14 protein-coding genes are annotated in these 13,132 nt (G+C 73.2%); 7 read left to right on the top strand and 7 right to left on the bottom strand.

Annotation, left to right across the window (positions count from 1 at the left end; genetic code table 11):
- Window positions 1–120: 120 nt before the first annotated feature.
- Complete coding sequence (locus tag LAJ19_RS01060; protein ID WP_225476491.1) at window positions 121–993, bottom strand: metallophosphoesterase; 873 nt, start codon at window positions 991–993, stop codon at window positions 121–123.
- 71 nt (window positions 994–1,064) lie between these two features.
- Between LAJ19_RS01060 and LAJ19_RS01055 the strand changes: the two genes are divergently transcribed.
- Window positions 1,065–1,325, top strand: a complete 261-nt coding sequence (locus LAJ19_RS01055) for a hypothetical protein (RefSeq protein WP_225476490.1) — start codon at window positions 1,065–1,067, stop codon at window positions 1,323–1,325.
- Window positions 1,322–2,131 carry a metallophosphoesterase gene (locus LAJ19_RS01050; RefSeq protein ID WP_225476489.1) on the top strand — a complete coding sequence of 270 codons (810 nt, stop codon included), beginning with the start codon at window positions 1,322–1,324 and terminating at the stop codon, window positions 2,129–2,131. Before LAJ19_RS01055 ends, LAJ19_RS01050 begins: the two co-directional genes overlap by 4 nt.
- A 2-nt stretch (window positions 2,132–2,133) precedes the next feature.
- On the opposite strand, the gene LAJ19_RS01045 is transcribed toward LAJ19_RS01050, so the two are convergent.
- Window positions 2,134–2,766: a M24 family metallopeptidase gene (locus tag LAJ19_RS01045; RefSeq protein WP_225477896.1), complete on the bottom strand. Its 633-nt coding sequence runs from the start codon at window positions 2,764–2,766 to the stop codon at window positions 2,134–2,136.
- Window positions 2,763–3,395 carry a nucleotidyltransferase family protein gene (locus LAJ19_RS01040; RefSeq protein WP_225476488.1) on the bottom strand — a complete coding sequence of 211 codons (633 nt, stop codon included), beginning with the start codon at window positions 3,393–3,395 and terminating at the stop codon, window positions 2,763–2,765. The genes LAJ19_RS01045 and LAJ19_RS01040 overlap by 4 nt, the downstream gene beginning before the upstream one ends.
- Window positions 3,396–3,566: 171 nt before the next feature.
- Here LAJ19_RS01040 and LAJ19_RS01035 point away from each other — a divergent pair, with 171 nt between their 5' ends.
- Window positions 3,567–4,031 (top strand): SRPBCC family protein, encoded by a 465-nt coding sequence (locus tag LAJ19_RS01035; RefSeq protein WP_225476487.1) that lies wholly within the window; start codon window positions 3,567–3,569, stop codon window positions 4,029–4,031.
- Between the two features lie 90 nt (window positions 4,032–4,121).
- Here the strand turns inward: LAJ19_RS01035 and LAJ19_RS01030 are convergent, their stop codons facing one another.
- Both LAJ19_RS01030 and LAJ19_RS01025 read right to left on the bottom strand, forming a co-directional pair.
- The gene (locus tag LAJ19_RS01030) at window positions 4,122–4,721 is read right to left on the bottom strand and encodes a hypothetical protein (RefSeq protein ID WP_225476486.1); all 600 of its coding nucleotides are present in this window, start codon (window positions 4,719–4,721) and stop codon (window positions 4,122–4,124) included.
- A gap of 105 nt (window positions 4,722–4,826) precedes the next feature.
- Window positions 4,827–5,141: a hypothetical protein gene (locus tag LAJ19_RS01025; RefSeq protein ID WP_225476485.1), complete on the bottom strand. Its 315-nt coding sequence runs from the start codon at window positions 5,139–5,141 to the stop codon at window positions 4,827–4,829.
- A gap of 151 nt (window positions 5,142–5,292) precedes the next feature.
- Between LAJ19_RS01025 and LAJ19_RS01020 the strand changes: the two genes are divergently transcribed.
- Both LAJ19_RS01020 and LAJ19_RS01015 read left to right on the top strand, forming a co-directional pair.
- Window positions 5,293–6,168, top strand: a complete 876-nt coding sequence (locus tag LAJ19_RS01020) for an AAA family ATPase (RefSeq protein WP_225476484.1) — start codon at window positions 5,293–5,295, stop codon at window positions 6,166–6,168.
- Window positions 6,161–7,432 carry a VWA domain-containing protein gene (locus tag LAJ19_RS01015; RefSeq protein WP_225476483.1) on the top strand — a complete coding sequence of 424 codons (1,272 nt, stop codon included), beginning with the start codon at window positions 6,161–6,163 and terminating at the stop codon, window positions 7,430–7,432. Before LAJ19_RS01020 ends, LAJ19_RS01015 begins: the two co-directional genes overlap by 8 nt.
- Here the strand turns inward: LAJ19_RS01015 and LAJ19_RS01010 are convergent.
- Together LAJ19_RS01010 and LAJ19_RS01005 are read right to left on the bottom strand one after the other, a co-directional pair.
- Window positions 7,413–8,285: an ABC transporter permease gene (locus LAJ19_RS01010; RefSeq protein WP_225476482.1), complete on the bottom strand. Its 873-nt coding sequence runs from the start codon at window positions 8,283–8,285 to the stop codon at window positions 7,413–7,415. The two genes, LAJ19_RS01015 and LAJ19_RS01010, sit on opposite strands and share 20 nt — an antisense overlap.
- Window positions 8,278–9,237, bottom strand: coding sequence for an ABC transporter ATP-binding protein (locus LAJ19_RS01005; protein ID WP_225476481.1), 960 nt, complete (start codon window positions 9,235–9,237; stop codon window positions 8,278–8,280). Before LAJ19_RS01005 ends, LAJ19_RS01010 begins: the two co-directional genes overlap by 8 nt.
- Before the next feature lie 132 nt (window positions 9,238–9,369).
- On the opposite strand from LAJ19_RS01005, the gene LAJ19_RS01000 reads away from it, so the two are divergent.
- Both LAJ19_RS01000 and LAJ19_RS00995 read left to right on the top strand, forming a co-directional pair.
- The gene (locus LAJ19_RS01000; protein WP_225476480.1) at window positions 9,370–11,079 is read left to right on the top strand and encodes a diguanylate cyclase; all 1,710 of its coding nucleotides are present in this window, start codon (window positions 9,370–9,372) and stop codon (window positions 11,077–11,079) included.
- A 26-nt stretch (window positions 11,080–11,105) separates the two neighbouring features.
- Complete coding sequence (locus LAJ19_RS00995; protein ID WP_225476479.1) at window positions 11,106–13,043, top strand: serine/threonine-protein kinase; 1,938 nt, start codon at window positions 11,106–11,108, stop codon at window positions 13,041–13,043.
- Window positions 13,044–13,132 lie beyond the last annotated feature (89 nt).

The following is a 13,132-nucleotide window of genomic DNA, read 5'->3' as shown; positions in this document are numbered from 1 at the left end:
GGGCAGCAAACGCAAGAGTCACCTACCGGCCAGCCGGGCCAGCGGGGCTTTGGAACCGCTGCCATGCACATTCCGCGCAGGGAGTGCAAGCCCCCGACGGACCGCTCACCTCCCCGCGCTTCAGGCCGGCTGAAGATCGAACAGCGCGATTTCCGGCTCGCACAGATTCCGCACCGGCGCCCCACTGAGGCCCAGCCCACGGCTCACGTACGCCGGCGTGCCGAACGCCCCCTGCACCCACCCCATCGCGTACCGGTCCCCGTAGGCACTCGGCACCCTCAGGGCCCCGACGACCGGCAGCCGCACCTGCCCCCCGTGCGTGTGGCCGCACAGCACCAGACCCACCGGACGCGGCAGGTCCGGCAGCAGGTCCGGGTTGTGCGTCACCAGCAGTGTGGCGCGCCCTGCAGCGCCTGCCAGCGCTGCCGGCACGTCCGGCCGGCCGAACCATAGGTCATCCGTGCCGCCCAGCCGCAGATCCTCCCGCACGTTCCGGCCTGCGTCCCGCAGGATCGTCACCCCCGCCTGCGCGAAGGCCGCTTCCAGGTGGGCGCGCCGCACCTCCCAGTCCGCGCGGGGCTCGCCGTAGTAGGCGCTGCCGTACCGGCCGAAACTGCCGTAGTCATGGTTGCCCCACACGCCATACACCCCCAGCGGCGCCTGCAGGCGCCGCAGTTCCGCCAGCAGCGCCTGCGGCGCGGCGTCGGAGTCCAGGCGGACGTCGAGCTGATCGCCGCCCAGCAGCACCAGGTCAGGCCGCTGACGGTTCACCGTGTCCACCCACGCGCGGACGCTGCCCGCACCGATGAACAGCCCGAAGTGCAGGTCGGTCAGGAACGCCACCCGCAGCGGGGACCGCAGGCCCGGCAGGCTGCGGGTGTGGCGCGTCACGCCGAACCGGTACGCCTGCGCCACGGCCGCACCGCCGCCCAGCGCGGCGACGCCACCGCCGCTCAGAAGCGCGCGCAGCAGGGTCCGGCGGGTCAGGTGCATGCCCCGCACCCTACACCCTCCCCCACCAGGGTCGTCATCCGCCGGAAGAAGCAGGCGCTAGACTTCCACCCATGCCAGTGCCCGACACCCTGCTCGTGATTGACGTTCTCGACGAGGACACCGGGCTCGCCGACGTGGAGGACCTTCAGGGCCGCACCTTCCAGGTGCCCGCCGCGTGGCTGCCCGGCGCGGCCGACGGCGCCGGGTACCGGGTGACCGTGCGCGGCGAGCAGGTCACCTTCACGCCCGAACCCGACGCCGCGCGCCTGCTGCGCGAACGCAGCAAGCAGACGCTGCTGGACTTCAGTGACGAACCCGGGACGGACGCGTGACCCGGCAGGTGCTGGTCATTCCCGACCTGCACGGCCGGCCCGACCTGCTGCGCGCCGCCCTGGAACAGTACCCGGACGCCCACTACGTGTCCCTGGGCGACGCCATTGACCGCGGGCCGCGCAGCCTGCCGGTCGTGGAACTCCTGATGGAGCTGCACCGCGCCGGGCGCGCCACGCTGCTGATGGGCAACCACGAACGCATGATGCAAGAAGGCGTGAAATGGTACCGGCAGTACCAGGGCACCCACGACCTGGGCGACTACCGCAAGGCCATGGAAGGCTATCAGTGGTGGATGCGCGCCGGCGGAGAAACCGTCCGTGAGGAACTCGGCGGCGTCACGCTGGAGAAGTTCCCCCCGCTGCTCGAAGCGTACCTGGGGGTCCTGAAGCGCGTGGTGTACGTCACGGCCGACGGTCAGGTGCACGACGAGGTGCCCCCCTCCCCCAGCGTGCTGGTCGCCCACGCCGCGCCGCCCGTCAGACACCCGCAGCACCCGAACCCGCTCTCCGCAGCGCTGTGGCTGCGGCCCTTTGAAGGGCCGTTCCCTCTGCCCGAGGGGGTCACGTACTCCGTTCACGGCCATACCCCCGTCCCGGTTCCGTCCCGCCTGGGCCGCCACCTGTACCTGGACCTGGGGGCCTACGAAACCGGGCGCCTGGCGGTCGCGGAACTGAACGTGCACGGCCTGCCGCGCGTCACCGTACTGTGCGGCCGGGGTCGGCCCGCGTCGGGCCGGAAGTACACCCGGTTCGGCGAGCCGGTGCCGGTCACGCCGGTGGACCTGCCGGGCGCCCCGCCCCGCTGACCTCAGCCGCCCAGGGCCCGGACCTCACCCTGACGGTCCGAGAGCCAGTCGGGCCCACTTTCACGGACCACCACGTCCTCTTCCAGGCCGACAAAGCCGTGTCCCTCGACGAACACCCCGAGTTCCAGGGTGTACACCTCCCCGGACCACACCAGGCCTTCCACGGTGCGGCCGTAGCGCGGCCCCAGCAGGGTGCCGCCGTCGTGCGTGGCACGTCCCAGGCCGTGCCCCAGCGCATGCTGGTATTCCGGGTACCCAGCCTGCACCAGTGCTGCGCGGGCCGCGGCGTCCACCGCGTGGCCGGGCACCCCGGGCCGCAGGGCGTCCGCGCCGGCCTGAATGGCTGACCAGCACGCCTGGAACGCCGCCTGCACCGCGCCGGGCAGCGGCCCGCCGTCAGGCGGGCGGTACACCCGCTGCAGGTCCGAACAGTCCCCGTGCGCGAGGCGCACGCCGTAATCAATGTGCAGCAGCGCGCCCGGACTCAGGGCGTGATCGCCGGGTGGAGCGTGCGAGGGCCGGCTGTGGGGGCCGATGTGCACGTTCAGGCACGCCGCCCAGCCCCAGGAGGGTTCCGCGCCGTCACGAGTGCCTGCGCCTGCCGCCGCTTCTCGTCCTGAATGGTCATGAGCTATTCGCCCAGCCGCGCCTGCGCCTGCGCGAAGGCCTCCGGGGTGTCCACATCCAGCAGCAGCTCCGCCGGGAACGACAGCGTGAGGGCCTGCGCCGCGTACGCGCGAATGACGTGCCGGGGCCCATGATCGGCGTCCGGCGCGTCCCGCACGGCGCCCAGCAGGTCCGCGCGGAACAGGTGCGGCGGAGCGCGCACCGGGTCCGGCGCGCCCGGCTCACCGTACTCGGTCAGCACGACCGGCGCGCCCGACGCCTCGAAGGCCCGGCGCAGCGCCGCGTGGTGCGCCCCGGTCAGCAGCGGCATGTCGGCCAGCGCGAAATGTGCGCCCGCCAGCACAGCGGCCCGGCCTTCGGTCAGGGCCTCCACGGCGGCCCGCAGGGAACTGCCCAGGCCGCGCGCCGGGTCGGCGTTCAGCACGAACCTGTACGGCAGGCCCGTCAGCGCGGCCTGCACAGCCTCTCCCACCTCCCCCGGCGGAATCACGCACAGCAGCTCATCAAAGCCGCCCTGCGCCAGTGCGTGTGCAGCGCGGCGCACCAGCGGCTGCCCGGCCAGCGGCAGCAGCTGCTTGGGCCGGCCCATGCGGGCGCTGCGTCCCGCGGCCAGCAGCACGCCGGCCACGCCACTCACGGTTCTCTCCCCGGCTGGCCGCGGGGAGGAGCTGAAGGGCGTGGCGCGCGTAGTGAAGGCATGGGCGCATGCTAGGCCAATCTTTCTTCAACCCGCCCGGACCTACAATGGACGGCGTCAGTGCAACTCAACCCCCGGCCCGCCGCGGGCCCCGACCCGGAGGTTCACCCTATGAAACTCAGCTACAAAGGCCAGGAGAAAGTGCAGGCGCCGCCCGCCGCCGTGTGGGCATTCGTGCAGGACCCGGAGCGCGTGGCGCGCTGCCTGCCGGACGTGCAGGAGGTCGTGGTGCACGACCAGACGCACATGGACGCCACCGTGCAGGTGGGGGTCGGGATGGTGCGCGGCAAGTTCAAGTTCAAGATCGAGGTGCAGCCCGCGCCGGACCTGAACCGCGTGAACGTGAAGGTGCAGGGCGGCGGGCTGGGCAGCGTCGTGGACCTGACGGCCGGCGCGGACGTGCTGGACAACGGGGACGGCACCACCACCCTCGACTGGACCGGGGACGCCACCATGCGCGGCCCGGTCGCCACAGTCGGCGGGCGCCTGCTCGACGCACAGGCGCAGAAACTGATCTCGAAGACCTTCGAGAACATGAGCGCGCACGTGGGTGCGTCTGCCGGCACGATCGCCTGAGTGCGCCTCCCGCCGATCACGCCGGGGGTTGTCTGCCTCCTGAATTCTCAGCCGGACGCCGGACCGGGGAGGCGCAGGCGGCGCCCCCCTCTATGCGCCGGGCAGGGCCAGCGGCGTGCGGGGTGGCGTGGCGCTGATCACGCCGTGAGGCGACACGGCCAGCACCTCTGCTTCCGCGAGGGACCAGATGGCGCGGTGCACGGCCATCTCGCCCGCGGCGTCCCCGGCGGGCGCCAGCCGGTCGAGCAGTTCGGTGTACCGCACCTGCCCCGCCTGCCCGCCCGCCCAGGCCGTCACCGCCAGCACGGCGCGCAGCACCTGCCGCTGCGCGGGTGTCTGCGCGCGGTTCAGCAGCGCCTGGCGCGCCTGTTCCTGGCGCAGCCGCGCTTCACGCTGCGCCCGGCGGGCCGCGAGCGCGGCAGTGACGGCCGGGTCGCCCGGCGCGCCGCCGCGCCGCTCAGTGATCAGGCGTTCCAGCCGCTGATCGGCGCGGTCCTCGACCCGGGCACGCCACTCCAGCGCGCCGGACTTCAGGCGACTGGCGGCGTCCTGCACGGGGTCGCGCAGGCGCCCGGCAGCACGCCGCGCGGCGTCCACGGGGTCCGGCGCGGCGGGGTCAGGGTCGGTCAGGGCGCGGCCCAGGCGGATCAGGGTGTTCAGGGTGCTGCGGGAAGGTCGGCGCTCGCTCATGGGGACTCCAGGACCCGGGCGTCGGGACGGCCCGGTCAGCCCAGCTTAGGGCGTCCCGGGCCGCGGATGCGTCCACCAAATGTTGAGGGGCAGAGCGCCGGCGGTTCAGGTGGCGCTGCGGGCCGGGTCCGGGGCGGGCAGTGGGCCGTCCGTGGGAACCGGCTCGGGGTGACGGGCGGCCCACAGCGCGCCGATGGCCAGGCCAGTCACGCTGGTCACGGTCACGGCCACCCACACGACCCGGACGGAGCTGGCGTCAAGCAGCATGGCCAGGATAATCAGTGCGCCGGACACCACACCGTGCGCGGCAACCGGGAGCAGCGGCATCCGGCCGGCGCGGCGGGTTTCCGTGAACCGGTGCCCGAAGTGCAGGCCCGAGGTGAGGGCGATCAATGCGCACAGCAGCAGCGGAACTTCCATGGCTTTACCGTACGCCGCACCCTCTCACGCCGCTATCACCCGGCGGGCGCCCCGATCAGATGAAGGATTGGCCAGCCACCTTCCGTTTCACCGCGCACAGGCGCCCGTCCGGCCCTGCCCGCACCACTGTCAGACGCAGGAGAGGAGACCCATGATTCCGTCCGTGAATGAACTGCAACTCGCCTTCCAGGCCCGCGGGTACGTGGCCGGGGACGCCCTGGCCACCTCACTGCGGCTGGTGGTGGGTCTGGGCCGGCCCCTGCTGCTGGAGGGACCGGCCGGCGTCGGCAAGACCGAAGCGGCCAAGACGCTGGCGGCCGCGCTGGGCACCCGGCTGATCCGCCTGCAATGCTACGAGGGACTGGACGCGCAGGCGGCGCTGTACGAGTGGAACTACGCGCGGCAGTTGCTGCACCTGCGCGCCGCCGAGCTGCGCGGTGAAGGCCTGAGCGACGAGGACCTGTACGGCGAGCAGTTCCTGATGCCGCGGCCCCTGCTGCAGGCGATTCAGGAACCCCAGTCGGCCGTGCTGCTGATCGACGAGATCGACCGGGCCGATGACGCGTTCGAGGCGTTCCTGCTGGAACTGCTGGCCGAATGGCAGATCACCGTGCCGGAACTCGGCACGCTGAGCGCCGTGAGCCGCCCGCACGTGATCCTCACCAGCAACCGGTCGCGGGAGCTGAGTGACGCGCTGCGCCGCCGCTGCCTGTACCACTGGACGGAATACCCCACCCGCGCGCAGGAACTGCAGATCGTGCACTCGCGCCTGCCGGGCATCAACGAGACGCTGGCGCGGCAGGTGACGGACGCCGTGCACGCCCTGCGCGCCCTGCCGCTGGGCAAGACCCCTGGCGTGGCCGAGACGCTCGACTGGGCGGCGGCCCTGATGACCCTGCACGCCGATCATCTGGACGCCGCGGCCCTGCAGGCCACCCTGGGCGCGGTGCTGAAACTCCGTGAGGATCAGCTGCTGGCCGCCCCGACCCTGCAGGCGGTGGCGGCGCAGGCGCAGTCCCGTGGCTGAGCTGGGGCCCGCCGCTCCGGCGGCGCTGAGCGCACAGGTCACGGCCTTCGCCGCGCGCCTGCGAGACCGGCACGTGTTCCTGATCGGGCCGGGCGAGGTGCAGACCGCGCTGGAGGCGCTGGGCATGGTGGATGTCCTGTCCCGGCGTGAGGTGCGCGCCGCGCTGCGCTCGGTGCTGGCCGCCAGTCCCGAGCAGGTCCGGGTGTTCGACCTGGAATTCAACGCATTTTTCCGCACCGACGGGCACAGCGCGCCGCGGCTGCCGCCCCTGCTGCCCGAAACCCCGGCGCCTGCTGCCCCCGGGCCGGGCGGCGAGGCCGGTGAGCCGGGGGAGGCGGCCGGGCCGCCCGAGCCGGGCGCGCCCGCCCCGCAGGCGACGCCCGGAGAACAGCCGGGCGAACCGGGCGGCCCACCGCAGGGCCAGGAGACCGGCGACCCGGACAGCAACGACCACGATGCAGACGCCCCGGTGATCCGCACGCAGCTCAGCCCGAACGCCGCGCCGGGCGCGGCTGTGCACGCGGGCGAGGGGGACCTGGCGCAGCTGCTGCGCGCGGCGTCCGACCTGATCCGGGCGCTGGAGCTGGGCCGAGCGCGGCGGCTGCGGCCGATGCCGCGCGGCTCGAAGCTGGACGCGCGGCGCACGCTGCACGCCGCGGCCCGCACCGCCGGGGACGCCGTGACGCTGCGCTGGCTGGGCCGGCCGCGCCGCGCGCCGCGCTTCCTGCTCGTGCTGGACGGCAGCCGGTCCATGGGCCGGGACGCGACGCTGCTGCTGCGCTTCGCGCAGGCGCTGCACCTGCGGTCCCGTCGGGTGGAGGTCTTCGCCTTCAGCACCGGCCTGTTGCGCCTGACGCCGCTGCTGCGCCGCGCCGCACCGGGGCAGCCGCTGGACCTGCCGGACCTGGGGGTAGCGTGGGGGGGCGGCACGCGCATCGGCGAGAACCTGCTGCGCCTCGCACGAGACGAGCGGGGCCGCGTGGACCGGCACACCGTCATTCTGATTCTCAGTGACGGGCTGGATACCGGAGATCCGGCGCTTGTGGCGCGCGCCCTGCGGGACCTGCGGCGGCGCGCTGCGGGCGTGGTGTGGCTCTCGCCGCTGGCCGCCACGCCTGGGTACCGCCCGGTGCAGCGGGCCATCGCCGCGGCCCTGCCGTTCCTGGACGCGCTGCTGCCGGCAGGCGGCGCGGACGACCTGCACCGCCTGGGCCGGCGGCTGCGTGCGGCGCGCCGTGCGGGCCCTACAGGTCGCGGCGGCTGAAGCGCCACATGGCGCCCGCCACGGCCAGCGCACTCAGCGCCGCGGCCCAGCCGACAAGCAGCGGGTCGATTGGCGCCGTGCTGAAAAACGGGTTGGCGCCGCGGCTGATCTCGCCCACCTGCCGCAGAATCTCGGGCTGCAGGTGGTAACTGGCGCCAAGCCACAGGGCGTTGGTGGGCATCAGGGTGTTGGCCGTGCGGCCCAGCGTGGTGAGGGTGGGCGTATCGGCGAAGGTGCCGATGGCGCTGAGGATGCCGCCGGTGAAGCCCACGCCGTACAGCACGAACACCCCGATGCCGTTGGCGAGCGTGGTGAACAGGGTGCTGCCCAGCACGGTCAGGGCCGTGAGCAGCGTGACCGCCAGCAGCAGCAGCCCTGTGGCGGGCAGCGCGGCGGGCGGCAGGTACCCGGTCAGGGCGTACACGCCGCCCAGCAGACCGGCGCTCAGCAGGGCGACGTACGCGACGTTCACGGCCGTGAAACCCAGCCAGCGGCCCAGGACAAGCTGCGCGCGCGTGATGGGCCGCGCAATGACGCTCTGCATCACGCCGTTCTCGATGTCGCCGCTGACTGCACCGACAGTGGAGAGCACCGCCATGAGGGAGCCCAGGAAGTACACGAGGTACATGCCGAACATCGCCGAGTACATCACCGGCAGGTTGGACGCCCCGCTGGCGCTGCGGCCGTCCAGACCGGCTTCCCGGGCGCGCTGGTCCAGCTGAAGGTCCAGGCGGTACACCCCGTACAGAAAAAAGCCCAGGAAGGCCGCGGTGAGCAGCAGCAGCACCGTCACGAGGCGCTTGCGGGTGGCTTCCCGCAGGGAGAGGTCGGCGATCAGCAGGGCGTTACGCACGGCGGGCCTCCGTGGGGCGGGCCGCGCGGCTTTCGGGCGTGTCCTCAATCAGGTCCAGGAACATGGTCTCCAGGTCCGGGCGGCGCGGGGTCAGGGCGTACAGGCGCGCGCCGGCGGCGTGCACGGCGTCCGCCACGGCCGGCACGGCGTCCTCACGCTGCAACCACAGTTCCACGTCGGCGCGCCCGGGGGTGTTCGTGTCCGTGTGCCTCACCTCACCGATGGTGGCCAGGGCCGCGAGCAGGTCCGGCGTGAGGTGACTGACGCGCACGTCGAGCGGAAGCACGCCGCCCATCAGTTCACGCATGCTGCCCTGCATCAGCACCCGGCCCTGCTTCACGAACGCCACGCGGTCACACACCTGCTCCACCTCGGACAGCAGGTGGGAATTCAGGAACACCGCCGCGCCCTGTGCCCGCAGCCGCTCAATAATTTCCCGCACCTCCACCCGACCGATCGGGTCGAGCGCGCTGGTGGGTTCATCCAGGAACACCAGCTGCGGCCGGGCCAGAATGGCGCCGGCCAGACCGGCACGCTGCAGCATGCCCTTGCTGTAGCCGCCCAGCGCCTCGTTTCCGCGCCCGCCCAGGCCGACCTCCTCCAGCACCTGCGGCACGCGCGTGCGCAGCTCCGCGGCCTTCAGGCCCGACAGCCGCCCGTGAAAGCGCAGGAATTCATGCGCGGTCATCCAGGTCTGAAAGCGGAACTGCTCGGGCAGGAATCCCAGCCGGGCACGGACACCCGGGTCGTGCGGCCGGCCGCCCAGCACCCGCAGTTCACCGGCCGTAGGATGCACCAGGCCCAGCAGCATTTTCACGGTGGTGCTCTTACCCGCGCCGTTGGGCCCCAGGAACCCGAACACCTCACCGGCGGGGACGGTCAGGGTCAGGCCGTCCACGACCGCCCGGCCCCGGTACGCCTTGCGCAGTTCGCGCGTCTCGATGGCATTCACCCGGTCAGCATAGGCGCCCGGGGGGTCGCGGCACGTCAGCCTTTCGGCGGGCGGCGCCCCCCCAGTTCCCCCCGAGCATGTGTGACGTTCCGGCTGCACTGCCGGGCAGAATTCGTGAAGAATAAGGAGCAGATGCCTTTCTCCCCGGCCAGGGACCCCCTGGACGTGCCGCTGCCCGCGGACACGCCCCCTGATCTGCTGGCGCGCCTGCGGGCCGCGCCCGGCGGGGAGGCGCGCGCACTGGCGCTGGTGGCCGTGGCGCGGCACATGCGTGAAACGTCCCTGAGCGGCGCGCAGGCCATGGGCGAAGCGGCGCTGAGTGAGGCGCTGCGCGCCGACTCGCCGGCCGCGGCGGTGCAGGCCCTGATCGGCCTGTCGTTCGTGTCGGCCAGCCTGGGCCAGCAGGACCGGGCGCTGGACGCCGTGTCGCGCGCGCAGGCACTGATCGACGAGCGCCGCCTGACTGACCTGCTGTCCGCCGTGCTGAACGTCCGCGCCGTGACACGCATCATCACCGGGGACCTCACCGGCGCCCGTCAGGACCTGCAGGACGCCCTGGATCTCGCGCGGCACAGCGGCAACCCCCACGACTACGGCAACGCCCTGGTGAACCTGGCGTGGCTGGCGTGCAGCGCTGGCGAGGCCAAAGACGCCCTGCACCACCTGAACGTTCTGGAGGAGCACATTCACGCCGTGCCCTGCGAAGCCACGCGCGGCGAGCTGAACACCTCCCTGCACGAGAACCGCGCGCACGCCTATGTCGTCCTGGCCCGCGAGGCCCGTGACCTGGGCCGCCACGACGCGCGGCAGCAGGCGGTGCAGCAGGGACTGATGGTGCTGCGCGCCGCGCGGGCCGCGCTGCAGCTGACCCCCAGCCTCACCAACGAACTGCTGTGCGCCGCGCACGAATCCACCCTGCTGCTGCTCGACGGCGACCTGCGCGGCGCGGAACGCGCGGCGCGCCGGGCGACGCAGCTGAACACCCTGATGCGCCAGCAGCTGTACATCGAGCCGCAGCTGTGCCTCGCGGAACTGCTGCAGGCCCGCGGGGAGGACGACGCGGCCCTGGCGCAGTACCACGCGGCCCTGGAGATCGCCCGGCGCCAGCAGCGGCACCTGGACACGCAGCGGCTCCTGACCGCCATGGGGGCGCTGTACGAACGTCAGGGCCGGCTGCGCGAGGCGCTGGACGTGACCCGCGAGGCGCTGCGCGACGCGCAGCTCACGCTGGAGCGCGTGAACACCGCCGCCGCACACCACCTGACCCTCGACCGCGAACTGCGCCAGGCGCGGGCCGACGCGAGTTCCTGGCAGGACCGGCTGCGCCACGCGGAGGTTCAGGCCCGTCAGGATGCCCTGACCGGCCTGCTGAACCGCCGCGGTCTGGAAGAAGGCCTGCAGGCCCTGCAGTTCCCGCCCGACGGTACCCCGCACCCGGCCTGGGCGCTGCTCGCCGTGGTGTTCGTGGACGTCGATCACTTCAAGAGCGTGAACGACCGGCACTCGCACGCCGTGGGTGACCAGGTGCTGCGCGTGGTGGGCGGACTGCTCGCGGCGCAGGTGCGCCCCGGGGACCTGCTGGGCCGTTACGGCGGAGAGGAATTCGTGCTGGTCACGCCCATCCGCGCGCGCGGACGGGCCCACAGTCTCGCCGAGGCGTGCCGGCACGCCATCGGCGCGCACGACTGGTCGGCGGTGCTGCCGGACATGCGCCTGACCGCCAGTGTGGGCTACGCGGTGGAACACCCGGACCGGCTGCCCCTGGCCCTGAAAATCGCCGACGACCACCTGTACCGCGCAAAAAATGCGGGCCGCAACCGCGTCTACCCCGCGGCGCCCTAGGCGCGCGGACGCTACACTCGCCGGGTATGCCGCTGGATTCAGGCTCGCAACTGGCGGGACGCTACGACCTGCTGGCCCTGCTGGGGGAGGGCGGCAGCGCCCGCGTGTTCCGCGCGCGCGACACGCTGCTGGGCCGCGAGGTGGCCCTGAAGGTGCAGCACGCGCACGTGCCGGACTCCGACCGCGAGCGGTTCCTGCGGGAGGTGCGGATCCTGGCGCGCCTCACGCACCCGGGCGTCATTCCGGTGCTGGACCTCGGCACCGAAGCCCAGAGCGGACGCCCGTTCTTTACCATGCCGCTCATGACGGGCGGGCCGGTAACGGCGCTCGGGCCGCTGGAGGACGCCCCGCTGCCTCTGGCGCGCTTCCTGACGGCGGCGGCCGCGGCGGCGCGCGCCCTGCATTTCATTCATGTGCGCGGCATTACGCACCGCGACCTGACGCCCGGCAACGTGCTGCTCGACGACGCGCTGATGCCGCGCATCATGGATTTCGGGCTGGTCGCCCTGACCGAACAGACCCGGCACCTGACGCGCAGCGGCGTGACGCTGGGCACCCCGGCCTACATGGCGCCCGAGCAGGCGCGCGGCGTGGGAGTGGGCCCCCTGAGCGACCTGTACGCGCTGGGCGCGGTGCTGTACCGCGTGGCCTGCGGCAGCCCGCCGTTCGTGGGCGACAGTGACCAGAGCGTGCTGTACCAGCACGTGTACGAACCCCCCACCGACCCGCGGGAACTGAACCCGGCCGTGCCGGACGCCGTGGCGCGCGTGCTGCTCTCGCTGCTTGCCAAGAACCCCGAGGAACGCCCGGACAGCGGCGACGCCCTGGCGCACCTGTGGGCCCTGGCGAGGCGGGACGTGTGGACGGCGCACGCGCGCGGACAGTACCGCGGCGGCCGGACCCGCAGCGGCGAGCACCCGGACGGCCCCGCACAGGTGGCTTCCCTGCGCGAGGCGTGGAGTGTGCCGCTGCCCGGTGAGGTCACCTGGCCGGCCGCAGTGATGGGTGAGGGGGACCTCGTGGCGGTCGGCACGCGCGGCGGACAGCTGGTCCTGACGCACACCTCGGGGCGGCCCTTTGCCACCTACGCCGCGCGGGACGAGGTCACGGCGCCCGCCACCTTCCACGGCGGGCACGTGCTGTTCGGCGCGTGGGACGGCACGCTCAGGCGCGTGGACCTGATGAGCGGCGCGCAGGTGTGGCAGCACAAAGCCCGCGCGGAACTCACCGGCGCGCCCACGCTGTGGCATACGCAGGTGCTTGCCAGCAGCCGCGACGGGCACCTGTACGCGCTCGACGCCGGCACCGGCGAACTGAAGTGGGCGTACCGCACCGGCGGCCCGGTCGCGGCCAGCCCGCTCATCTGGGCCGGCGCGGCGCTCGTGTGCGACGAGAACGGCTGGCTGCACGCCCTGGACGCCCGCAGCGGCCACGGCCTGTGGAAGGTGGAGGTCGGCACGGTCCACGGCACGCCCGCCCTGATTCCCACGGCGCCCGGCGAGGCGACCCTCGTCGTGGCCACCTGGGAAGGCGAGGTGCACGCGCTGCGCCTCCACGCGCGCGCCGGCCGCGTGGCCCTGGACCCCGACCCCACCCTGTGGACGTACGACCTGGAAGACGAGGTGTGGGCCTCCCCGGCCCTGACCCTGTCCGGCTCGGAAGGCGGCGCGGCGATCCTGGCCGGGTGGGGGGGCGTGGTGCGCGCGCTGCGCCTCTCCGACGGGGAGGACCTGTGGACGCACCGCATGCAGGGCCGCGTGACCGCCAGCCCGGTCATCAGCGCCGGCCTGGTGTTCCTGGCCTCCGAGGACGGCGAACTGTGCGCACTGGACGTGCGCAGCGGCGCCGTCCGCTGGGCCCGGCGGGAGGCCACGGGCGTGCAGGCCACGCCGCTCGCCGCGGACGGCACGCTGTACGTGGCGTTCATGAACGGCACGCTGCGCGCCTACCGCAGCGCCCGGTAGTTTGCAGTCTGCTCTGACATTTGCTGTAACAGACCGGCCTACACTGAGGGCCGTGACGGTGCGCCGCGCTCCGGCCGCGCCCCTGAGGA

It is taken from the genome of Deinococcus taeanensis, from assembly GCF_020229735.1.
Classification (GTDB): domain Bacteria; phylum Deinococcota; class Deinococci; order Deinococcales; family Deinococcaceae; genus Deinococcus; species Deinococcus taeanensis.
Note: the sequence above shows the minus strand (reverse complement) of the source record. Positions and strands in the feature narration are given on the sequence as shown.